Origin of the sequence: Albidovulum denitrificans, from assembly GCF_002973535.1 — a bacterium.
GTDB classification, from domain to species: Bacteria; Pseudomonadota; Alphaproteobacteria; order Rhodobacterales; family Rhodobacteraceae; genus Albidovulum; species Albidovulum denitrificans.
The window spans coordinates 275,076-295,832 of sequence record NZ_PVEP01000002.1 but is presented as its reverse complement, the minus strand read 5'-3'; the positions used below and the strand labels follow the sequence as shown (position 1 = coordinate 295,832).

Genomic DNA, 20,757 nt, shown 5'->3' with positions numbered 1-20,757 from the left:
CTTCAATCGTCGGCATTCGCCTCGGCGCGGCTTTTCCCGGCCACGTCCATCGCCAGCGTCGCGGCCATGAACCCGTCGAGATCACCGTCCAGAACCCCTTGGGTGTCCGACGTCTCATGCGCGGTGCGCAGGTCCTTGACCATCTGGTAGGGCTGCAAGACGTAGGACCGGATCTGGTTGCCCCATCCGGCGGACCCTTTCGCCTCATGCTGGGCGTTGATCGCCGCGTTCCGCTTGTCCAGCTCAAGCTGATACAAGCGCGATTTCAGGGCCTTCATGGCGATGTCGCGGTTCTGGTGCTGCGACTTCTCGGAACTGGTCACCACGATCCCGGTCGGAATGTGGGTGATCCGCACGGCGGAGTCAGTCGTGTTGACGTGCTGCCCGCCCGCGCCGGAGGAGCGGTAGGTGTCGATGCGGATGTCGTTCGCGGCCACGTCGATCTCGATATTGTCGTCGACCACCGGATAGACCCAGACGCTCGCGAAAGAGGTCTCTCGCGTCCCCTTGCCGAAGGGGGAGATGCGGACCAGCCGGTGAACCCCGCTTTCGGATTTCAGCCAGCCATAGGCATTGGTGCCGGAAATCTTGTAGGCGCAGGACTTGATCCCCGCCTCGGTCCCCGGTTCCTCGGACTGCAATTCCACCGTGAAGCCGCGCTTTTCGGCCCAGCGCACATACATGCGCTGCAACATCTGCGCCCAGTCGCAGGCCTCGGTCCCACCGGCGCCTGCGTTGATTTCCAGGAAGGTGTCGTTGCCGTCCGCCTCGCCATCCAGAAGCGCCTCAAGCTCTTTCTGGTCGGCGAAATCCTTCAGCGCCTTCAGGCTTTTCTCGGCATCGGCGACGATATCCTCATCGCCCTCCATCTCGCCCAGTTCGATCAGCTCGACATTGTCCTTCAACTCGCGGTCGATGCGCTTGTAGGTCTCGATCCGGTCGATCAGCATCTGGCGGTCGCGCATCAGCTTTTGCGCGCGCGCCGGGTCGGACCACAGATCGCCATCCTCGATCATGGCGTTCATTTCTTCCAGCCGATGCGGCGCGGTGTCCCAGTCCATCCGCTGCCCCAGCAGCTTCAGCGACTTGCCCACGGAGTCGGCGATGTTTTCCATCTCGGCGCGCATGGCCGTCGTCCTTCCTTGATCCCGAACGGCGTGATAGCCGAGCCCGCGGCCTGCGGCAAGCGCGGGCGCCCCGCCCCGGTGTTGCCCTTAGTAAAGCCCGCCGGAACTGATGGTTCCGAAATCCGCCTTCTTCGGGATCACCTTGGTTTCCCCGGTCGAGGTGGTGATGGTCGCCCCCTCATCCCCGCCGACCTCGCCATAGGCGTAAAGCGGCAGGTTCTGGCCCATGGCAAAGCCGCCATCGACGTAGGAATAAAGGCCCGTCAGCGTTTCCTGACCGTCGCGGAAATATTCGGCCTGAACATAGTCGCCCGCGGCATCGGGGGGCAGCATGTCGCCGGTGAAGCGGTTGATCTTCACGAAATGGCCGCCCGGCGGCACCTTGAACTGGCTGCCGCCGTATTTCTGCACCGCCTGCTGCATGAATTCCTGAAACACCGGCACGCAAAGCGTACCGCCATAGGCGCCCCGGCCCAGTGTGCGGGGCTGGTCATAGCCCATGTAGCAGCCCGCCACGATGTTCGAGGTGAAGCCGATGAACCAGACGTCCTTGGCGTCGTTCGTGGTGCCGGTCTTGCCGCCCGTCGGCACCGGCAGGTTCACGCCGCTGCCCGATCCGCGCTGCACGACGCCCTGAAGCATCGAGGTCAGCTGATAGGCGGTGATGGCATCCATCACCCTTTCGCGGTTCGAGGTGATCTGCGGCGCCGCGCCCGCTGGCAGCACCGCCGCCTCGCAATCGGTGCAGTCGCGCTGGTCGTGGCGATAGATCGTGCGGCCCCAGCGGTCCTGCACCCGGTCGACCAGCGTCGGTTCCACCCGCTCGCCGCCATTGGCGAACATGGCATAGGCCGCGACCATCTTGAACAGCGTGGTTTCCTGCGCGCCCAGCGCATTGGCCAGGAACGGCTCAAGCCGGTCATAGACGCCGAAGCGTTCGGCATAGCCCGCGACGGTGTTCATCGTGACTTCCTGCGCGATACGGATCGTCATCAGGTTCCGCGACTGTTCGATCCCGGTGCGCATCGGCGTCGGGCCGTAATACTTGTTCGAGGCGTTCTTGGGCCGCCAGAGACCCTGCGGCGTGTCGACCTCGATCGGCGCGTCGACCACGATCGTGGCCGGCGAAAAGCCAGAATCGAGGGCCGCCGCATAGACGAAGGGCTTGAACGAGGACCCCGGCTGCCGCTGCGCCTGCGTCGCGCGATTGAAGACCGAGGATTGGTAGGAGAAACCGCCCTGCATCGCGATGACGCGGCCGGTATTGACGTCCATCGCCATGAAGCCGCCCTGCACCTCCGGCACCTGACGCAGCGACCAGCGCTTGAAGCTGCCGTCATCGCCGGTCACCGCCCTGACAAGAACCACATCGCCGACCGAGACGAGATCGCCCGCGACCTTGGCCTTCTTGCCCAGCCGCCCGTCGGCCTGCCGCTTGCGCGCCCAGGTCACGTCCTCGGCCGGGATCCAGTGGCCGTCCTCGTCGTCGCTGACCCCCTCGATCCCGATCCGCGCGGATTTTTCGCCGACCTCCAGCACCACGGCGGGCAGCCAGCCCGGCACGTCGCGTGGCACGTCGATGCCGCCCAGCGCCGCGCGCCAGGTATCCTCGCTTGCCAGATCCTCGGGCTTCAGCACCTTGCGGGTGCCGCGCCAGACGCCCTGGCTGCGGTCGTATTTCTCAAGCGCCTCCTGCAAGGCGGCGGCGGCGGCCATCTGCATTTCCGGGTCTTCGGTGGCCCGGATCGTCAACCCGCCGCCGAAGAACTCATCCTGACCGAAGCTTTTCGACAATTGCCGCCGAATCTCGTCGGTGAAGTAGTCGCGCGGCGGCAGGTTCGACTTGAACGAGGGGAAATCGCCGCCCTGCACCGTCCGCAGCGGCGCGGCGACGGCGGTTTCATAGGCGTCCTTGTCCAGATAGCCGTTCTGCCACATCTCGCGCAGCACATAGTTGCGCCGCGCGACGGCGGCGTCGTGGTTCTTGACCGGATGGTAGCTGTAGGGCGCCTTGGGCAGCGCCGCCAGATAGGCCGCCTCTTCCGGCTTCAGTTCGGCCAGCGGCTTGTTGAAATAGGTCTGCGCGGCCGAGGCGACGCCGAAGGACAGAAAGCCAAGGTCGATCTCGTTCAGGTAAAGCTCAAGGATCTTGTCGCGCGGCAGCGTGTTGACGAGGCGGTTGGCGATCACCAGTTCCTTGATCTTGCGTTCCGCCGTGCGTTCGCCGCCCAGAAGGAAGTTCTTCGCCACCTGCTGCGGAATGGTCGAGGCGCCGCGCAGCGTCTGGCCCCGCGTCTTGATCGCATCCCACAAGGCACCCGCCATGCCGCGCGCGTCAAACCCCTGGTGGGTATAGAAATTCTTGTCCTCGGCCGAGATGAAGGCGTGTTTCACAAGGTCCGGGATGTCCTCGATCGGAGCATAGATCCGGCGTTCTGTCGCGAATTCGTCCATCAGACGGCCTTCGCCCGAATAGATGCGGCTGATCGTCTTCGGCGTGTACTGGGCCAGATATTCGTGATCCGGCAGGTCGCGGCTATAGATCCAGAACACCGCGCCGATGGTCAGCACGCCGAAAAAGATGCCGGTCACGATCCAGCTGAAGATACCACCGACCGACGAGACGAGAAACCGGAGCAAACCCTGACCTCCAAGAGGAACGTCCGCGTCTATATAGCCACAGCCCGCCGGGGTCAAAACAACTTGGCGGGACGTGGCGGCAGCCTGCCATCGCGGCGCTTGCGGGCCGGGCGGCGCTGGTGCAGGAAGGGCCATGGCCAAGGGATTACCAAGCTTCACCTGCACCGCCTGCGGTGCCGTTCACCGCAAGTGGTCGGGGCGCTGCGACGCCTGCGGCGGCTGGAACACCATCGTGGAAGAGGCGCCGCTGACCGCCGGTCCGGCGGGCAAGACGCTGGGCGCGGCCAAGGGGCGGCGGGTTGAGGTGACGACGCTCGCCACCTCGGAAACGCCGCCCGCGCGCGCCGCCTCGGGGATGGAGGAGCTGGACCGCGTGCTGGGCGGCGGCCTTGTCGCGGCCTCGGCGATCCTGGTCGGCGGCGATCCCGGCATCGGCAAATCCACGCTTCTGTTGCAGGCCGCCGCCAGTTTCGCGCGCACCGGGCTTTCCTGCCTTTACGTCTCGGGTGAGGAGGCGTCGGCCCAGGTCCGCATGCGCGCGGCGCGTCTGGGCCTTGCCGACGCGCCGGTGCAACTGGCCGCCGAGACCAACCTGCGCGACATCCTGACGACGCTGGACGCGCTGCGCCCCGATCTGTGCATCATCGATTCGATCCAGACCATGTGGGCCGACCATGTTGAGGCCGCCCCCGGCTCGGTCAGTCAGGTCCGGTCTGCCGCGCATGAACTGGTGAGCTTTGCCAAGAAGCGCGGCTGTTCGGTGATCCTTGTGGGCCATGTGACGAAGGAGGGCCAGATCGCCGGCCCCCGCGTCGTCGAACACATGGTCGATACGGTGCTTTATTTCGAGGGCGAGCGCGGCCACCAGTTCCGCATCCTGCGCGCGGTCAAGAACCGCTTTGGCCCGGCCGACGAAATCGGCGTCTTCGAGATGACCGGCGGCGGTCTGGCCGAGGTTGCCAACCCCTCGGCCCTCTTCCTGTCCGAACGCGGGCAGGCCAGCCCCGGCTCGGCCGTCTTTGCCGGGATCGAAGGCACAAGGCCGGTCCTGACCGAGATTCAGGCGCTTGTCGCCCCCTCCCCCCTTGGTACGCCGCGCCGCACCGTTGTCGGACTGGACAGCGGCAGGCTGTCCACCATCCTTGCGGTGCTTGAGGCGCGCTGCGGCATCCCCTTCGCCGGGCTCGACGTCTTTCTGAACGTCGCGGGGGGGATGCGGGTCAGCGAACCGGCCGCCGATCTGGCCGTCGCGGCGGCGCTTCTTTCCGCAAGGGAAGATGTTGCACTTCCGCCAGACATGGTAATTTTCGGCGAAATCAGCCTCTCTGGCGCGCTGCGCCCGGTGGGCCAGACCGAAAACAGGTTGAAAGAAGCGCGAAAACTTGGTTTTTCACAGGCAGTCGCCCCGGAACAGAGCAAGACCGGCGGGGATGACGCAATGCGGGTGCGCAAGATGCCCGATCTGACGACGTTTGTCGGCGAGATGTTTGCGGCAGGCTGAGAGCAAGGAGCGAGGGCATGGAAGGTTTCACGATCGTAGACGCCGTGGTAGCGGTCGTCATCCTGTTGTCGGCGATCCTCGCCTACAGCCGCGGCGTGGTGCGCGAGATACTGGCCATCGCGGGCTGGGTCGCCGCCGCGGTGCTGGCCTTCATCTTCGCGCCGCAGGCCGAACCGCTCATCAAGCAGATCCCGGTGCTGGACACGTTCCTCGGCGGCAGTTGCGAGCTTTCGGTGATCGCGGCCTTCGCCGCCGTCTTCGCGGTCGCGCTGATCGTAATGTCGATCTTCACGCCGCTGTTTTCTTCGGCCGTCCAGCGTTCGGCGCTTGGCGGGGTCGATCAGGGGCTTGGCTTCCTGTTCGGCGTGCTGCGCGGCATCCTTCTGGTCGCCGTCGCCTTCGTCGCCTATGACCGCGCGATGTCGGGCGCAGGGATCCCGGTTGTCGACAATTCCCAGTCGGCCAAGGTCTTTGCCAGCCTTCAGGACCGCCTGAACGCCGAGGTGCCGGCGGACGCGCCGGGCTGGATCACCGCGCGCTATCAGGACCTGATCGGCAAATGCGGCGCGCCCGTGCAATCGACCACCGATCAGGGGACCGGCGCCAAGACAATCGTCCCCGACGCACCGGCGAACTGACCTAATCCCGCAATTCGTTGTGACAACGGCGTGACATGGGCCGCGCCAGTCTCTAAACGGGGGGCGACATCTGCTCCCCGGATTCGGAGACCTGCGCGATGCGCCCATTCCTGAGCCACCCTTTCGACGACGACAAGTTGAAGGAAGAATGTGGCATATTCGGTGTGATCGGCGTTGCCGACGCGGCGAATTTCGTGGCCCTCGGCCTGCATGCCCTGCAACATCGCGGACAAGAGGCGGGCGGCATCGTCAGCTATGACCCGGTCGAGGGTTTCAACAACGCCAAGCGCTTCGGTTATGTGCGCGACAACTTCACCAAGGCCGACGTCATGGCGACCCTGCCCGGCAGCCTTGCCATCGGGCATGTGCGCTACTCCACCGCAGGCACCAAGGGCGCGACCGCGATCCGCGACGTGCAGCCCTTTTTCGGCGAGTTCGCCATCGGCGGCTGCGCCATTGCCCATAACGGCAACCTGACCAACGCCGCCCAGTTGCGCAAGGAACTGATCGGGCGCGGCGCGATCTTTCAGTCGTCGTCTGACAGCGAATGCATCATTCACCTGATGGCGCGTTCGATGCAAAAGACCCTGTCCGAACGCATCAAGGACGCGCTGCGCGCGGTCGAGGGCGCGTTTTCCGTCGTCGCCATGACGCGCACCAAGCTGATCGGGGTGCGCGATCCCCTGGGCGTCCGCCCGCTGGTCCTTGGCAAGATCGGCGACGGCTATGCCCTGTCGTCCGAGACCTGCGCGCTTGACATCATCGGCGCGGAATTCGTGCGCGAGATCGCACCGGGCGAGATGGTGGTGATCGAGAACGGCACCGTCACCTCCTCCCACCCGTTCGCCCCGGCCAAGGGCCGCTTCTGCATCTTCGAACACGTCTATTTCTCGCGCCCCGATTCGATCCTCGGCGGCCGTTCGGTCTATGAAACCCGCCGCCAGATCGGCGTGGAACTGGCGCGCGAGGCGCCGGTGGAGGCCGATCTGGTCTGCCCCGTCCCCGACAGCGGCACCCCCGCCGCCATCGGCTTTGCCGCCGAAAGCGGCATCCCCTTCGGCATGGGCATCATCCGCAATCAATACATGGGCCGAACCTTCATCGAGCCGACGGAGCAGATCCGCAACATGGGGGTGCGGCTGAAGCTGAACGTCAACCGCGCGCTCATCAAGGGCAAGCGGGTGATCCTGGTCGACGATTCCGTCGTGCGCGGGACCACCAGCCGCAAGATCAAGGACATGATCCTTGATGCAGGCGCGGCCGAGGTCCATTTCCGCATCGCCTCCCCCCCCACTGCCTGGCCGTGTTTCTACGGGGTCGATACGCCCGAACGCGCCAAGCTTCTCGCCGCGACGATGTCGGAAGAGGAAATGCGCGACTGGATCGGCGTCGACTCCTTGAAGTTCGTCTCGCTCGACGGCCTTTACCGCGCCGTGGGCGAGGCGCAGGGCCGCGACCCGAAAGCCCCGCAATATTGCGATGCCTGCTTCTCCGGCCAATACCCCGTCGCCCCCTCCGACCAGATCGCGCAGGGGTTCGAGATGAAGGCGGCGGAGTGAGCGACGGCAAGCTCCGCTACCGCCCGCACCATTTCCTCTGCTCGCTCGGGTTCGAGGGCAAGGGCTATTCGCCGGACTTCACCGCCAACATGACCGCCATCGTCATGGGCCAGTTGCGCGCCGAAGGGGGCGATGCGACGGTGATCGAGGTCACGGGCGCCACCGACGACATCTGCGCCCCCTGCCCCAAGCGGCGCGGGCGGCTTTGCACCAATGAGGCGAAGATCAGGACGCTTGACCGCGCCCATGCGGCGGCCCTGCGCCTTGCCCCGCGCGAGGTCCTGACCTGGGGGCAGGCCAAGGCCCGCATCCGCGCCCATGTCCCGCCCGGCAGCCTGAAAACCCTCTGCGCGGGCTGCGAATGGGAACCCTACGGGATGTGCGCGGCCGCGCTTTCCCGGCTTCATAACGAAGAAGGGGCCGCCGAGGCGACCCCTTCCTGATCCGTTGCGGGAAACCTGCGCTCAGGCGCGGCGGCCCTTCAGCGCGGCCCAGCCGCCGGTGACGATCAGCGCGGCCAGAACCGCCTTGACCGCGTCGCCGATCAGGAACGGCGCCATGTAATAGGTCCAGACCGAGCCAAAGCTGTCCGCGCCCCATTTCGCCGTGTCGATCCCGGCCATCTCGGCCAGCGACATCGCCCAGAGAACACCCGGCACATAAAGCAGCGCCGAGGCCAGCAGCGCGACCGCCGCCGTGCCGACAAAGCCGCGCACGCCGCGATCGGCCGCAACGCCCGCAATCGCGGCCATCCCGACGAAACCGACGAGGAAACCGGCGGTCGGCCCGAAGAAGGCGATCCCGTTCATCCCCTGCGCAAAGACCGGCAGGCCCATCGCGCCCTCGGCCAGATAGGCCAGCAGCGTCGCGGCGCCCAGCCGCGCGCCAAAGGCAAAGCCCACCAGCAGGATCGCCAGCGTCTGCAAGGTCATCGGCACCGGGATCATCGGAACGGAGACCTGCGCCGCCAGCGCGATGAAAAGCGATCCGCCCACGACCAGCGCCACCTGCGCCATCCGGGATTGCGTGCGAACGAGCGCCTTGGAAAGTGTCATGGGGAAGGTCCTTCCTCTGCCAGATTTGCCGCGCAATTTCGCCGCAGCGCCGCGCGGTGTCAATCTCTCCTGTTGCACAGCACCGGTTCCAATGCCAAAGGGGCGCCATGATGGATACCGCACCCGCCCCCAAACTCGCCCCCAAACTCGCCCTCGTCACCGGCGCCTCGCGCGGCCTCGGCTTTGCCATGGCCGAACGGCTGGGCGCCTCCGGCTGGCATGTCCTCGCCGTCGCCCGCACCACCGGCGCGCTTGAGGAACTGGACGACGCGATCCAGGCGAAGGGCGGCGCCTGCACCATCGCGCCCCTCGACATCACCGATGAAGGCGCGATGGGACACCTGGCGCAGCAGATCCTTGCCCGCTGGGGCAAGCTCGACCTCTGGGTCCATGCCGCGATTCAGGCAGCCCCCCTTGCGCCCGCCGCCCATACCGACCCGAAAGAGCTTGACCGCTCCACCGCCTGCAACATCCGCGCCACCGCGCAGCTGATCCCGCTCCTGACGCCGCTCCTCCTTGCGGCGAAAGGTGCCGCGATGCTTTTCGACGACCCCCGCGCGGGGGAGAAATTCTTCGGCGTCTACGGCGCCACCAAATCGGCCCAGATCGCGCTGGCCCGCAGCTGGCAGGCCGAAAGCGCGAAAACCGGCCCCCGCGTGCTGATCGAAACGCCCGCGCCGATGCCCACCGCCACCCGCGCCCGCTTCTTCCCCGGCGAGGACCGCGCGGCCCTCACGCCGCCAGGCCAGGAAGCCGACCGCCTCCTCGCGCTCATCTGACCAGCTTCTTCGTTGCCCAAAATACTCCCGCCGGAGGCACCGCGCGGGGCCTGCCCCCGCGCGGTTTCGTCCGCAAGGGCGGCAGCGGCGCTTTACGCCCCGCAACGGGTCGTCTAATCAGGGCCTGAGACAAATTCGGGGGCGGCATGCGTATTCTCATCACCAATGACGACGGCATCAACGCCCCCGGACTTGAAGTGCTGACCGCCATCGCCCATGAGATCGCCGGAAAGAACGGTGAAGTCTGGACCGTCGCCCCCGCCTTCGAACAATCCGGCGTCGGCCATTGCATCAGCTACACCCACCCGATGATGATCGCCAAGCTCGGGCCCCGCCGCTACGCGGCCGAGGGCAGCCCCGCCGATTGCGTTCTGGCGGGCATCTACGACGTGCTTCAGGGCGGCCGCCCCGACCTTGTGCTCTCCGGCGTCAACCGGGGCAACAACGCGGGCGAGAACGTGCTTTACTCCGGCACCATCGGCGGCGCGATGGAGGCGGCCCTTCAGGGCGTCCCGGCCATCGCGCTCAGCCAGTTCATGGGGCCGGGAACCGACGATCTCGACACGCCGTTCGAGGCCGCGCGCGACCATGGCGCGGCGACCGTGCGCGCGCTTCTCGACAAGGCGCATTGGGACAGCGACGATTACCGCCTGTTCTACAACGTCAACTTCCCGCCCATCGGCGCGAAAGCGGTCAAGGGCCTGCGCGCCGCGCCGCAGGGCTACCGGACCGAAACCTTCTTCGGCGTGGAACCCCATATCTCCCCCTCGGGGCGGAAATTCCTCTGGATCAAGGGCGGACCGCAACACCTGCCGACGGCACCCGGCACCGATGTCGCGCTGAACCTTGAAGGCTATATCACCGTCACGCCGATGCGCGCCGACCTGACCGCGCATGACGCGGTGGCCGATCTCGGGGCGCGGCTGGGATGACCGATCTTGCCGAACGCAAGATGCGGTTCCTCTTCACCTTGCGTTCGAAGCGCGTCACCGACGCCCGTGTCCTGACGGCGATGGAGCGGATCGACCGCGGCGAATTCGTCCGCGGCCTCTTCGCCGAACGCGCCTATGAGGACACGCCCCTGCCCATCGCCTGCGGTCAGACCATCTCGCAACCCTCGGTCGTCGGGCTGATGACTCAGGCGCTTGATGTCAGCCCGCGCGACAAGGTGCTTGAGATCGGAACCGGCTCCGGCTACCAGGCCGCGATCCTGAGCGAGCTGGCCCGCCGGGTCTATACGCTCGACCGGCACAAGAGGCTGGTGCGCGAGGCGGAGGAAACCTTCGCCCGGCTCGGCATCACCAATATCACCGCCATGACCGCCGATGGCAGCCACGGCCTTCCCGATCAGGCGCCCTTCGACCGCATCATCGTGACCGCCGCCGCCGAAGACCCGCCCGGACCACTCTTGGCTCAGCTTCGCATCGGCGGTATCATGGTTCTGCCCGTCGGCCAGTCCGACACGGTCCAGAGCCTGATCAAGGTCACGCGCGGCCCCGACGGGTATGAGTATGATGAGTTGCGGCCCGTGCGTTTCGTGCCGCTGGTCGAAGGGTTGGGACAGGATTGACCCTTCGCAGGACCGAGGATGACAAGGCCCGCAGGAACGGGCCGGACAGTGAGGATCGAGCCATGTCGCGCCGCCACCTTTCGCCGCTGCCCGCCCTTGCCGGGATCAGCCTTCTTGCCCTGACCGCCTGCGATCCCAATGGCGGTTTCGATATCGACATGCGGAATTTCGGCCGCGGCGGGTTCGACACCACCGATGCCGCGCGCAACGCCACCCTGCCGCGCCCGTCCACCGATGACCGGGGCGTGATCTCCTACCCGACCTACCAGATCGTCGTCGCCCGGCGCGGCGACACGGTACAAAGCGTCGCCGACCGCATCGGCCTGCCGGGGGGCGAACTGGCCACCTACAACGCCATCGCACCGGCCACCGTGCTGCGCGAGGGCGAGGTTCTGGCCCTGCCCCGCCGCGTCGCGGGCGGCGCCGTGCCGCCGACGACCAGCGCGCCGGTGGGCGGCATCGACGTCACCACCATCGCCTCGGGCGCCATCGACCGCGCCGAACAGGGCAGCCCCGCCATCGGCTCCGCCCCCCGCACGACCAGCACCATCGGCCAGACCGAACCGATCCGCCACCGCGTCCAGCGGGGCGAGACGGCCTATTCCGTCGCGCGGCTTTATAACGTCAACGTCAAGGCGCTGGCCGACTGGAACGGGCTTGGCCCCGATCTTGCGGTGCGCGAGGGCCAGACGCTCCTGATCCCGATCGCCATGGCCCAGGGCCGGACGGCGTCGGCCGAAACCGTCACCGCGCCCGGCGCGGGTTCCCCCACGCCGACGCCGCCCTCGGCCGCGAAACCGCTTCCGGCGGAAAAGACCGCCCCCGCCGCCCAGGCGCCCAAGACGCCGTCGGCGCCCGATCTCGGCGCACAGAAGACCGCCGCCTCCGGCACCTCGAAGCTTGCCATGCCGGTCTCGGGCAAGATCATCCGAGGCTACCAGAAGAAGAAGAACGACGGCATCGACATCGCCGCCCCGGCCGGGACCACGGTCACGGCGGCAGGCGACGGCACGGCGGCGGCGATCACCAAGGATACCGACGGCGTCCCGGTTCTGGTGGTGCGCCACGAGGGCAACCTGCTGACGATCTATGCCAATATCGACAAGCTGACCGTGGCCAAGGGCGACAAGGTCAAGCGCGGCCAGCCCATCGCCAAGGTCCGCGCCACCGACCCCGCCTTCGTCCATTTCGAGGTCCGCCAGGGCTTTGAAAGCGTCGATCCGATGCCCTATCTCCAGTAAGACCGGCCCGCGGAAGGGGGGCGCTGCCCCCCGGCCTTGCGGCCTCCCCCCGGAGTATTTTGACAACGAAGAAGCACGATGGCGGCTTCTTCGTTGCAAAAAATACTCGCCGCCGGCAGGCCCGCCCGAAAGGGCGGTCAGAGCGTGACGCCGCGGCGACCGGCGAGGTCGGTGAAATATTGCCAGGCGACGCGGCCCGAACGGGCGCCGCGCGTGGCCTGCCATTCGATCGCCTCGGCGCGCAGATCGGCATCCGGAATCGCGATCCCGGCGGCGTCGCAATAGCCCCGGATCATGGCGAGGTAATCGTCCTGCGAGCAGGGATGGAAACCAAGCCAAAGCCCGAAGCGGTCGGAGAGGGAGACCTTTTCCTCTGTCGCCTCGGAGGGGCTGATCGCGGTGGAGCGTTCATTCTCGATCATGTCGCGCGGCATCAGGTGGCGGCGGTTCGAGGTGGCGTAGAACAACACGTTTTCCGGCCGCCCCTCGATGCCGCCGTCCAGCACCGCCTTCAGCGATTTGTAATGCTGATCGTCATGGCTGAACGACAGGTCGTCGCAGAAGAGGATGAAGCGGCATTCGGGGGCGCCGCGCAGATGGGCCAGAAGGCGGCTGACCGTCGGCAGATCCTCACGGCTCAGTTCGACGATCTTCAGGGCCAGCCCCTCGCCCAGCACCTCGGCATGGATCGCCTTGACGAGCGAGGATTTCCCCATCCCCCGCGCGCCCCAGAGAAGCGCGTTATTGGCCGGGTGGCCCTTGGCGAACTGGCGTGTGTTGGCCAGAAGGATGTCGCGCGCCCGGTCGATACCCACGAGAAGCGGCAGGCCCACCCGCGCGACCTTGCCTACGGGTTCAAGCCGGTCGGGTGCGACATGCCAGACAAAAGCCTCTGCCGCCGCGAAATCCGGCGCCGCCGCCGGGGCGGGCGCCAGCCGTTCCAGCGCCTCGGCGATGCGTTTCAGGCTCTCGTCGCTCATGCCTTGGTGTCGCCCTCGTCGTCCTCATCCTCATCCACATCGAAGAGGCTTTCATCCTCCCCGATGATTCCTTCGGCGCGGGCCTCTTCGTCCTTCTTCTTCTCGACCCATTGGACGAGGTAGATGGAGATCTCATAAAGCCCGTAGACCACGGTAAAAAGGATCACCTGCGTCGTCACATCCGGCGGCGTCACCAGCGCCGCGACGGTCAGGATCGCCACGATGGCGTATTTGCGCACGCTGCGCAGCCCGCGTGAGCTTGCCAGCCCCGCCTTGCCCATCAGCGTCAGCAGCACCGGAAGCTGGAAGCAAAGCCCGAAGGCCACGATCATTTTCAGCGTGATGTCGAGGGTTTCGTTGACCTTGCCGTTGAAGACGATCTCGATCCCGTGGTCAGAGCTTGCCGGCTCCCCCTGCCCGGTCACCAGCGCCGCGACATAGGACGGCAGGTCGGCGAAGCCGAGGAAGAATTTCATCGCCATCGGCACGACGACGAAATGCGCAAACGACGCCCCGGCGAGGAACAGCACCGGCGAGGCGATGAGGAAGGGCAGGAAGGCCTGCTTTTCGCTGCGGTACAGCCCCGGCGCCACGAAGCGCCACATCTGATAGGCGATGACCGGGAAGGACAGCGCCAGCCCGCCCACCATGGAGATGCGAATCAGGGTGAAGAAATATTCCTGCGGCGCGGTGTATTGCATCACCGGGTTCTGGTTGCCGAGCGCGCGCATCGTGTTTTCGATCGGGATCAGCAGGAAATCGAGGATGGCGCTGCCGAAGGAAAAGCAGGCCACCATGGCGATGATGAAGGCCAGAAGCGACCACAGAAGGCGGGTCCGAAGCTCTGCCAGATGCTCGATCAGGGGGGCGGAGGAATCCTCGATGTCTTCGTTCGTGCTCATGCCTCACCCTTCTTCGCGCGGGGCTTGGCGGGCGCTTTGGGTTTCGTGGGTTTGGTGGCGGCGGTTCTGGCGGGTTTCGCCGGGGCCGCCTTCGGCTTGGCCGGGGCCTTGGCCGCTTTCGCAGGGGCCTTGGCGGGCTTCGCCTTCGGTGCCGGTTTCGCGGCGGGGGTCTCCGCCGGGGCGGCGCCCTCGGCCCTTGCGGCCTTGCGTTCGGCCATTTCGGCCAGACGCGCGGCCTGCTCCTGCTTCTTCTTCTCGGCCAGCGCGGCCGTCTCTGGCCCTTTCGGTGTGGCCGATTGCGGGGCGGGCGATTTCGGCGTGGCCGGTTTCGTCTCGGCCGTCTTGTTCGGCTGCCACTTCTCGAACTTCGACGCCGCCTTGTCGAGCGCGTCGAGGCCGAGGCTTTTCTTCGAGGTCATCGCTTTCAGGTCATCCGCCGCGCCCTTGACGCCGGATTCCTTCGCGGCATCGTCCATCGCGCGCTGGAACTCGCGCCCCATCGACCGCGCCTTCGCGGTAAACCGGCCGATGGTGTGGAACATGCCGGGCAGGTCCTTGGGACCGACCACGATCAGCGCCACAATGCCGATGAGCAGAAGCTCACCTCCGCCAATGTCGAACATGGATGTCTCGCGCCCCGGTTCAGGCGAAGGTCAGGCTTACGCCTTGTCCTTCTCGGATTCGGGGGTCACGTCGCGGGCGCTGTCCGCCGAGGCGCGCTCGATCTCTTCCGTGCCGTCCTTGATGCCCTTCTTGAAGGACGTGATACCCTTGCCGACCTCACCCATGAGCGAGGAAACCTTGCCCTTGCCGAAAAGGACGAGGACGACGACGGCGATCAGGATCAGGCCGGGGATGCCGATGTTGTTAAGCATGTGTCTTACTCCTTGGGCGCTGTTCGCCGGCGCCCGTTCTCCTTCATCAGGTGTAAGACCTCGCACCGCGCGGTCAAAGCCCCTTCGCGCCCTGTTGATCGGCCGCAGGGCTTGCCGGGCGGGATCAACTGACATTATATTGTCAGTTGCACGGAGAAATCGTCGTTGACCCGCAAGAACCGCCTGTTCGACATCGTCCAGATCCTGCGCGACGGCAGGCTGCACCGCGCGACCGATCTGGCGGCGCGGCTGGGCGTTTCGGTGCGCACCATCTGGCGCGACATGGCGACACTTGCCGACAGTGGCCTGCCCGTGGAGGGCGCACGCGGCATCGGCTATCAGATGCGCGAGCCGACCACCCTGCCCCCGATGGCCCTGACACGGGATGAGTTCGAGGCGCTGCGCCTGGGCGTGGCGCTGGCCGCAGGCGCCGAGGACCCGACCCTTTCCCGCGCCGCCGCAAGCTTGCGCGCCAAGATCGGGGCCGTTGCGCCCGCCCGCGCGCAGGACCCCGGCAGCGACAGTTTCGTCTTCGCCAGCGAAGAGGCCGCCCGCGCCGCGCCGCATCTGGCGCTGATCCGCCGGGCAATCCGCGATCACCTGACCCTGCGGCTGACCTATCGCGGGGGCGAGGCGCAGCGGGTAAGGCCCTTGCACCTTGACTATTGGGGCAAGGTCTGGACCCTGACCGGTTGGGCCGAGAAATTTCATGATTTCAGGGTGTTCCGCGTCGATCTTGTGACGGGGCTGACCCATGACGGCGGCGCCTTCCTGCCCGAACCCGGCAAAACGGTGGACGATTACCTCGCCACGCTGTCCCCCGCCTGAGGGGTGGTAACGGGGAAGACGAAACAACGGTCGCGGCGGATCATCAGCCACATGACGGTGCCGGGGCGCGGCAGAAAAACCGCCGGAACGGTCGCGCGCAAGATACTGTTATCGAAGGACATTCGGAATTCGACGAGGCTTTCGCGGCCAAGGAATCGGGCGCGTTCCACAGTGGCACGGGCGGGTGTACCGTCCTCAGCCGTCGGGTTCGGCCCCCGGCCCGCGCGGTCGAAGTCGATCTTGATGTGCTGGGGGCGGATGACGATCTCCACCTCGGTGCCGTCGGGGACGCCGGGGGCGAGGAATTCGCCAAAGGCGGTGCGTGTGAGCGCGCCCTGAACTTCGCCACGCAAGATATTGATGTCAGAAAAGAAACCTGCCGCGGCACGATCCACCGGGGCGTTGTAGATATTGTAGGGCGCGCCGCGCTGAACGATCCGCCCGCTGCGCATCAGCGCGATCTCATCGGCCATGCGCATCGCCTCATGCGGTTCATGCGTGACCAGAAGGACGGCCGTCCCCTCTTCCTTCAGAAGAGACAGCGTGTCGTCGCGGATGCCGTCGCGCAGCCGTTCGTCGAGGCCCGAAAAGGGTTCGTCCATCAACAGGATGCGCGGCCGCGGGGCGAGCGCACGGGCCAGTGCGACGCGCTGCTGTTCGCCGCCCGAAAGCTCATGCGGGAATTTCGGTCCGAAGCCGGAAAGCGACACGCGATCAAGGAGTTCTTCTACCCTTCTCATGTCGCGCGTGGCGCCTTTCGGCAGGCCGAAGGCGACGTTTTCGGCGACCGAGAGATGCGGGAAGAGCGCAAAATCCTGAAACATCAGGCCGATGGCACGGCGTTCGGGCGGGATGCGGAAGACGGTGTCGCAGATCAGCTTGCCATCGACCCAGATGGAGCCCTGGTCCTGCATGTCGACACCCGCGATCATCCTGAGCGTCGTCGACTTGCCGCAGCCGGACGGCCCCAGCAGGCAGGTGACCTGCCCCGGCTCGATCGCCAGCGACACGTCGTCCACCACCGTCCGCCCGTCGAAGCGGCGGATCAGGTTTCGGACCTCAAGTCTGGGCGGGGTTGGCACGCGCTGTCCTTGCCTGAGCGATTTTATCGGGTTCAGGGCGGGATAGCAGCCCCGCCCCGGCCCCGCAAGGTCGCGTTTCATCGGCAAAGCCGGCAGGGCGCTGCCCTCCCGGACCCACCCGGAGTATTTGGAAACAGAAGAAGACTGAAGAAGTCTATAGTGTCGCGTTGAAGGCGCCGCCGTCGAGCAGGATGTTCTGGCCGACGATATAGCCCGCGTGGACCGAGCAGAGAAAGGCGCACATGGCGCCGAATTCCGCCGCCGTGCCGTAGCGGCGGGCCGGGACGGTCGCGGCGCGGCGCGCGCGGGCCTCATCGAGCGTGATGCCCTGGGCCTTGGCCACCCCGCCGTCGAGCGCGTCGGCGCGGTCGGTGGCGTGGATGCCGGGCAGAAGGTTGTTGATCGTCACGCCATGGGGCGCGACCTGCCGGGCGGTGCCTGCGACATAGCCCGTCAGCCCGGCGCGGGCGGCGTTCGAAAGGCCAAGCTGCGCGATGGGGGATTTCACCGATTGCGAGGTGATGTTGACCACCCGGCCCCAACCCCGGTCGATCATGCCCGGCAGGCTGGCCTTCATCAGCGCGACCGGCGTCAGCATGTTGGCGTCGAGCGCACGGATGAAATCCTCCCGCCCCCAGTCGGACCAGAGGCCGGGGGGTGGGCCGCCCGCGTTGGTGACGAGGATGTCGAGGGCGCCCGCGGCCTGAAGCACCGTTTCCTGCCCCTCGGCGGTGGTGATGTCGGCGGCGACGGGCGTGACGGTGACGCCGTGGCGGGCGGCGATGTCGCTTGCCGTCGCCTTCAGCGCCTCGGCCCCCCGCGCGTTCAGGACCAGATCGACCCCGGCCGCCGCCAGCGCCTCGGCGCAGCCACGGCCAAGGCCCTTCGACGCGCCCGTGATCAGCGCCCGTTTCCCGGTGATACCCAGATCCATCCCTGCCTCCTGCCCTTCTGTCCCGGCCAATCTACGGGCGGCGGCGGGCAAGGGCCAGAGGCGGCGTGATTGACGTGGCGGGGGCGCGGCTGCTACGGCTGAAAGACCACTCCGACCGGACCTACCTTTGTCAGACCAGCTTCGACCCGGACCTGCCCATTGGGCCGTCGTTCACCCTGCCCGGCACCTGCCGGTTGTCAGCGGGGCCAATCTTGGCGATCCCATCGCGGGCGAAGGCCTGTGCGAGCCGGGCGATGTCTACCGCCTTGTTCCCGACGCGGCCGGGATGCGGCTGCGCCTTGGTCTTTGCGACGGCGGCGGGCGCGCGGTGGCCGAAGGATCGGAGATCGGCGCGCCGGGCGAGGCGATCCGGCCGCAGTCGCATTTCACCTTCATGAGCGCGGATGGCGAGCAGGTGGAGGCGATCCTTCTTTCTGTCGGGGAGACGGGGGCGGAGTACCTGCTGCCGCTCTCGCCCCTGTCGCCGCGCACCGATTACACGCTTCTGGCCGCGCGTCCGGCGGACGGGTCGCTGCCGCTGACCGACCTGATCTGCGTGTCCTTCGCCGCAGGCACCCGCATCACCCTGCCCGACGGCCGGCAGGAGCGGATCGAGGCGCTGGCGGTCGGCGACCGGGTCCTGACCCGCGATCACGGGCCGCAGGAGATTCGCTGGATCGGGCGGGCGACACTGCGCGCCAAGGGCGCCTTCGCGCCGGTCGTGGTGCGGCCGGGCGTGCTGGGCAACGGATCGAAACTGATCGTCAGCCCGCATCACCGGCTGTTCCTCTATCAGCGCGGCACCCCCCGCGTCGGCGGCATGGCCGAGATTCTGGTGCAGGCCAAGCATCTGGTCGATGACGCCACCATCCTGCGGCGCGAGGGCGGCTTTGTCGATTATTTCAGCCTGGTCTTCGACCGGCATGAGATCGTCTTTGCCGAGGGGATCGCCGCCGAAAGCCTGATGGTGAACCCGGCCACGGTGGAGCATCTGCCCCCCGAACTGTCCGAGGAGCTGCGCCGGCGCTTCCCGCGCCTGAGCCAGACCCAGCATTTCGGGACCGAGATCGGGCGCGACGCGGTGGCGGGGCTTGGCGGGATCGGCATCCCCCCGACGGAGGAGGGCTGAGCCGCGCGCGCGCGCCCCGAAAGGCGCCGCTTGCCCGGCCCGTGGCCCTGCCCTATAGACCCGCCATGCTTGACAACCGCGCCCCCCTTCCGCCCGAAATCGCCCGCCGCCGGACCTTCGCGATCATCTCGCATCCCGACGCCGGCAAAACCACGCTGACCGAAAAGTTCCTGCTGTTCGGCGGCGCGATCCAGATGGCCGGTCAGGTCCGCGCCAAGGGCGAGGCGCGGCGCACGCGATCGGACTTCATGAAGCTGGAGCAGGACCGGGGCATTTCCGTTTCCGCCTCGGCGATGTCTTTCGAGTTCGGCACATACCGCTTCAACCTGGTCGATACGCCGGGCCACAGCGATTTTTCCGAAGATACCTACCGGACACTGACCGCCGTCGATGCCGCGATCATGGTGATCGACGGCGCGAAGGGCGTGGAAAGCCAGACGCGGAAACTTTTCGAGGTCTGCCGGTTGCGCGACCTGCCGATCCTGACCTTCTGCAACAAGATGGACCGCGAAAGCCGCGACACGTTCGAGATCATCGACGAGATTCAGGAAAACCTCGCCATCGACGTGGCGCCTGCAAGCTGGCCCATCGGCATGGGGCGCGAGTTTCTGGGTTGTTACGACATCCTGAACGACCGGCTGGAACTGATGGACCGGGCGGACCGGAACCGGGTGGCCGAGTCGATCAAGATCGAGGGGCTGGACGATCCGAAACTGGCCGAACACATCCCGGCGGAGCAGTTGAACAAGCTGCGCGAAGAGATTGAAATGGCGCGCGAACTGTTGCCGGCCTTCGACCGGAAGTCGTTCCTTGAAGGGCATCTGACGCCGATCTGGTTCGGCTCTGCCATCAACTCCTTCGGGGTCAAGGAACTGATGTCGGGGATCGGCGATTTCGGGCCGGAGCCGCAGCCGCAGAACGCCGCGGAACGCCAGATCGCGCCCGATGAGGGCAAGGTCGCGGGCTTTGTCTTCAAGGTGCAGGCCAACATGGACCCCAAGCACCGCGACCGGGTGGCGTTCGTGCGCCTTGCCTCAGGCCATTTCGAACGCGGCATGAAACTGCTGCATGTGCGGTCGAAAAAGCCGATGGCGATTTCGAACCCCGTCCTTTTCCTCGCTGCCGACCGGGAGCTTGCGGAAGAGGCCTGGGCGGGCGACATCATCGGCATTCCGAACCACGGTCAGTTGCGCATCGGCGATGCGCTGACCGAAGGGGAAAGCCTGCGCTTCACCGGCATCCCCTCCTTCGCGCCGGAGCTTCTGCAAACGGTGCGCGCGGGCGATCCGATGAAGGCCAAGCATCTGGAAAAGGCGCTGATGCAGTTCGCCGAGGAAGGGGCCGCGAAGGTCTTCAAGCCCTCCATCGGGTCGGGCTTCATCGTCGGCGTCGTGGGGGCGCTGCAATTCGACGTCCTCGCCAGCCGGATCGAGATCGAATATTCCCTGCCGGTCCGCTTCGAGGCGTCGCAATTCACCTCGGCCCGCTGGGTCACGGGTCCGAAGGCAGAGGTGGAGAAGTTCGTGAACACCAACAAGCAGCACATCGCCACCGACCATGATGGCGACATCGTCTATCTGACGCGCCTGCAATGGGACATCGACCGCGTGGTGCGGGATCACCCGGAACTGACGCTGTCGGCGACGAAGGAGATGATGATTTAAAGACCGTGCGTTCGGGCATGACAGAGGTTCGCGCCCGGCACCGAGGGTGGGCGCGGATACTCTTGGTGGAACGCTGAAGATCCCGCCAACGGCGCGTCTTGTTCAAACCTCTGAAGGATTTCGCGCCCGCCCTGGGGGGCGGGGTCGGGCGCGAACCGGATCGCGGGCGATCCGGGGGGCAGGTTTCGACGTCTGGGGCCATGCGTTCGGTCTCCCCCCCAATCACGCCCCTGCGACCTCACTTCATCGTGAC

General features: G+C 66.6%; 20 protein-coding genes. 11 read left to right on the top strand and 9 right to left on the bottom strand.

All coding sequences use genetic code 11. The annotated features are described in order from the left end of the window. Window positions 1–2 precede the first annotated feature (2 nt). Complete coding sequence (gene prfB / locus LX70_RS07175; protein ID WP_105513873.1) at window positions 3–1,127, bottom strand: peptide chain release factor 2; 1,125 nt, start codon at window positions 1,125–1,127, stop codon at window positions 3–5. An 87-nt stretch (window positions 1,128–1,214) separates the two neighbouring features. Further along, a complete protein-coding gene (locus tag LX70_RS07170; RefSeq protein ID WP_105513872.1) occupies window positions 1,215–3,767 on the bottom strand; it encodes a penicillin-binding protein 1A in 2,553 nt (850 codons plus the stop codon). Between the two features lie 133 nt (window positions 3,768–3,900). On the opposite strand from LX70_RS07170, the gene radA reads away from it, so the two are divergent. The 4 genes from radA (at window position 3,901) to LX70_RS07150 (ending at window position 7,908) form a co-directional block, all read left to right on the top strand. Continuing rightward, window positions 3,901–5,268, top strand: a complete 1,368-nt coding sequence (radA, locus tag LX70_RS07165) for a DNA repair protein RadA (protein WP_105513871.1) — start codon at window positions 3,901–3,903, stop codon at window positions 5,266–5,268. Window positions 5,269–5,285: 17 nt separating this feature from the next. Beyond that, entirely contained in the window at window positions 5,286–5,906 is a 621-nt protein-coding gene (locus tag LX70_RS07160; protein ID WP_105513870.1) for a CvpA family protein, read from the top strand. Between the two features lie 98 nt (window positions 5,907–6,004). Then, on the top strand, window positions 6,005–7,465 hold the full coding sequence (gene purF / locus LX70_RS07155; protein ID WP_105513869.1) for an amidophosphoribosyltransferase: 1,461 nt from the start codon (window positions 6,005–6,007) through the stop codon (window positions 7,463–7,465). Continuing rightward, the gene (locus LX70_RS07150) at window positions 7,462–7,908 is read left to right on the top strand and encodes a DUF1284 domain-containing protein (protein ID WP_105513868.1); all 447 of its coding nucleotides are present in this window, start codon (window positions 7,462–7,464) and stop codon (window positions 7,906–7,908) included. The genes purF and LX70_RS07150 overlap by 4 nt, the downstream gene beginning before the upstream one ends. Before the next feature lie 21 nt (window positions 7,909–7,929). Here LX70_RS07150 and LX70_RS07145 read toward each other — a convergent pair whose 3' ends face one another. Next, complete coding sequence (locus LX70_RS07145; RefSeq protein ID WP_105513867.1) at window positions 7,930–8,520, bottom strand: biotin transporter BioY; 591 nt, start codon at window positions 8,518–8,520, stop codon at window positions 7,930–7,932. 110 nt (window positions 8,521–8,630) lie between these two features. Here LX70_RS07145 and LX70_RS07140 point away from each other — a divergent pair, with 110 nt between their 5' ends. The 4 genes from LX70_RS07140 (at window position 8,631) to LX70_RS07125 (ending at window position 12,110) form a co-directional block, all read left to right on the top strand. Further along, the gene (locus LX70_RS07140; RefSeq protein ID WP_105514164.1) at window positions 8,631–9,299 is read left to right on the top strand and encodes an SDR family NAD(P)-dependent oxidoreductase; all 669 of its coding nucleotides are present in this window, start codon (window positions 8,631–8,633) and stop codon (window positions 9,297–9,299) included. A gap of 146 nt (window positions 9,300–9,445) precedes the next feature. Continuing rightward, window positions 9,446–10,231 (top strand): 5'/3'-nucleotidase SurE, encoded by a 786-nt coding sequence (gene surE / locus LX70_RS07135; protein WP_105513866.1) that lies wholly within the window; start codon window positions 9,446–9,448, stop codon window positions 10,229–10,231. Next, window positions 10,228–10,869 (top strand): protein-L-isoaspartate(D-aspartate) O-methyltransferase, encoded by a 642-nt coding sequence (locus tag LX70_RS07130; protein WP_105513865.1) that lies wholly within the window; start codon window positions 10,228–10,230, stop codon window positions 10,867–10,869. The genes surE and LX70_RS07130 overlap by 4 nt, the downstream gene beginning before the upstream one ends. A gap of 62 nt (window positions 10,870–10,931) precedes the next feature. Next, the gene (locus LX70_RS07125) at window positions 10,932–12,110 is read left to right on the top strand and encodes a M23 family metallopeptidase (protein ID WP_105513864.1); all 1,179 of its coding nucleotides are present in this window, start codon (window positions 10,932–10,934) and stop codon (window positions 12,108–12,110) included. A gap of 137 nt (window positions 12,111–12,247) precedes the next feature. Here the strand turns inward: LX70_RS07125 and LX70_RS07120 are convergent, their stop codons facing one another. Genes LX70_RS07120 through LX70_RS07105 form a run of 4 tightly spaced genes read right to left on the bottom strand, consistent with a single transcriptional unit; the run spans window position 12,248 to window position 14,867 of the window. Continuing rightward, window positions 12,248–13,090, bottom strand: coding sequence for an ATP-binding protein (locus LX70_RS07120; RefSeq protein WP_105513863.1), 843 nt, complete (start codon window positions 13,088–13,090; stop codon window positions 12,248–12,250). After that, the gene (gene tatC / locus LX70_RS07115) at window positions 13,087–13,992 is read right to left on the bottom strand and encodes a twin-arginine translocase subunit TatC (RefSeq protein ID WP_105513862.1); all 906 of its coding nucleotides are present in this window, start codon (window positions 13,990–13,992) and stop codon (window positions 13,087–13,089) included. Before tatC ends, LX70_RS07120 begins: the two co-directional genes overlap by 4 nt. Beyond that, window positions 13,989–14,615: a Sec-independent protein translocase protein TatB gene (tatB, locus tag LX70_RS07110; protein WP_105513861.1), complete on the bottom strand. Its 627-nt coding sequence runs from the start codon at window positions 14,613–14,615 to the stop codon at window positions 13,989–13,991. Before tatB ends, tatC begins: the two co-directional genes overlap by 4 nt. 36 nt (window positions 14,616–14,651) lie before the next feature. Next, window positions 14,652–14,867: a twin-arginine translocase TatA/TatE family subunit gene (locus LX70_RS07105; RefSeq protein WP_105513860.1), complete on the bottom strand. Its 216-nt coding sequence runs from the start codon at window positions 14,865–14,867 to the stop codon at window positions 14,652–14,654. A 165-nt stretch (window positions 14,868–15,032) separates the two neighbouring features. Here LX70_RS07105 and LX70_RS07100 point away from each other — a divergent pair, with 165 nt between their 5' ends. Continuing rightward, window positions 15,033–15,695 carry a helix-turn-helix transcriptional regulator gene (locus LX70_RS07100; protein WP_105513859.1) on the top strand — a complete coding sequence of 221 codons (663 nt, stop codon included), beginning with the start codon at window positions 15,033–15,035 and terminating at the stop codon, window positions 15,693–15,695. Here the strand turns inward: LX70_RS07100 and LX70_RS07095 are convergent. Beyond that, window positions 15,668–16,858 (bottom strand): ABC transporter ATP-binding protein, encoded by a 1,191-nt coding sequence (locus LX70_RS07095; protein WP_105513858.1) that lies wholly within the window; start codon window positions 16,856–16,858, stop codon window positions 15,668–15,670. The genes LX70_RS07100 and LX70_RS07095 overlap by 28 nt on opposite strands. A 73-nt stretch (window positions 16,859–16,931) precedes the next feature. Continuing rightward, window positions 16,932–17,711, bottom strand: a complete 780-nt coding sequence (locus LX70_RS07090) for an SDR family oxidoreductase (RefSeq protein WP_105513857.1) — start codon at window positions 17,709–17,711, stop codon at window positions 16,932–16,934. A 127-nt stretch (window positions 17,712–17,838) separates the two neighbouring features. Here LX70_RS07090 and LX70_RS07085 point away from each other — a divergent pair, with 127 nt between their 5' ends. Both LX70_RS07085 and LX70_RS07080 read left to right on the top strand, forming a co-directional pair. Next, window positions 17,839–18,840 carry a Hint domain-containing protein gene (locus LX70_RS07085; RefSeq protein ID WP_105513856.1) on the top strand — a complete coding sequence of 334 codons (1,002 nt, stop codon included), beginning with the start codon at window positions 17,839–17,841 and terminating at the stop codon, window positions 18,838–18,840. Between the two features lie 65 nt (window positions 18,841–18,905). Continuing rightward, window positions 18,906–20,504, top strand: coding sequence for a peptide chain release factor 3 (locus LX70_RS07080; RefSeq protein ID WP_105513855.1), 1,599 nt, complete (start codon window positions 18,906–18,908; stop codon window positions 20,502–20,504). Window positions 20,505–20,757: the final 253 nt, after the last annotated feature.

What these genes read in the sequence shown, in the direction of transcription:
- prfB (WP_105513873.1), bottom strand. Translation starts at nt 1,127, where the DNA reads ATGCGCGCCGAGATGGAAAACATCGCCGACTCCGTGGGCAAGTCGCTG.
- radA (WP_105513871.1), top strand. Translation starts at nt 3,901, where the DNA reads ATGGCCAAGGGATTACCAAGCTTCACCTGCACCGCCTGCGGTGCCGTT.
- LX70_RS07160 (WP_105513870.1), top strand. Translation starts at nt 5,286, where the DNA reads ATGGAAGGTTTCACGATCGTAGACGCCGTGGTAGCGGTCGTCATCCTG.
- purF (WP_105513869.1), top strand. Translation starts at nt 6,005, where the DNA reads ATGCGCCCATTCCTGAGCCACCCTTTCGACGACGACAAGTTGAAGGAA.
- LX70_RS07145 (WP_105513867.1), bottom strand. Translation starts at nt 8,520, where the DNA reads ATGACACTTTCCAAGGCGCTCGTTCGCACGCAATCCCGGATGGCGCAG.
- LX70_RS07140 (WP_105514164.1), top strand. Translation starts at nt 8,631, where the DNA reads ATGGATACCGCACCCGCCCCCAAACTCGCCCCCAAACTCGCCCTCGTC.
- surE (WP_105513866.1), top strand. Translation starts at nt 9,446, where the DNA reads ATGCGTATTCTCATCACCAATGACGACGGCATCAACGCCCCCGGACTT.
- LX70_RS07130 (WP_105513865.1), top strand. Translation starts at nt 10,228, where the DNA reads ATGACCGATCTTGCCGAACGCAAGATGCGGTTCCTCTTCACCTTGCGT.
- LX70_RS07125 (WP_105513864.1), top strand. Translation starts at nt 10,932, where the DNA reads ATGTCGCGCCGCCACCTTTCGCCGCTGCCCGCCCTTGCCGGGATCAGC.
- LX70_RS07120 (WP_105513863.1), bottom strand. Translation starts at nt 13,090, where the DNA reads ATGAGCGACGAGAGCCTGAAACGCATCGCCGAGGCGCTGGAACGGCTG.
- tatC (WP_105513862.1), bottom strand. Translation starts at nt 13,992, where the DNA reads ATGAGCACGAACGAAGACATCGAGGATTCCTCCGCCCCCCTGATCGAG.
- tatB (WP_105513861.1), bottom strand. Translation starts at nt 14,615, where the DNA reads ATGTTCGACATTGGCGGAGGTGAGCTTCTGCTCATCGGCATTGTGGCG.
- LX70_RS07105 (WP_105513860.1), bottom strand. Translation starts at nt 14,867, where the DNA reads ATGCTTAACAACATCGGCATCCCCGGCCTGATCCTGATCGCCGTCGTC.
- LX70_RS07095 (WP_105513858.1), bottom strand. Translation starts at nt 16,858, where the DNA reads ATGAAACGCGACCTTGCGGGGCCGGGGCGGGGCTGCTATCCCGCCCTG.
- LX70_RS07090 (WP_105513857.1), bottom strand. Translation starts at nt 17,711, where the DNA reads ATGGATCTGGGTATCACCGGGAAACGGGCGCTGATCACGGGCGCGTCG.
- LX70_RS07080 (WP_105513855.1), top strand. Translation starts at nt 18,906, where the DNA reads ATGCTTGACAACCGCGCCCCCCTTCCGCCCGAAATCGCCCGCCGCCGG.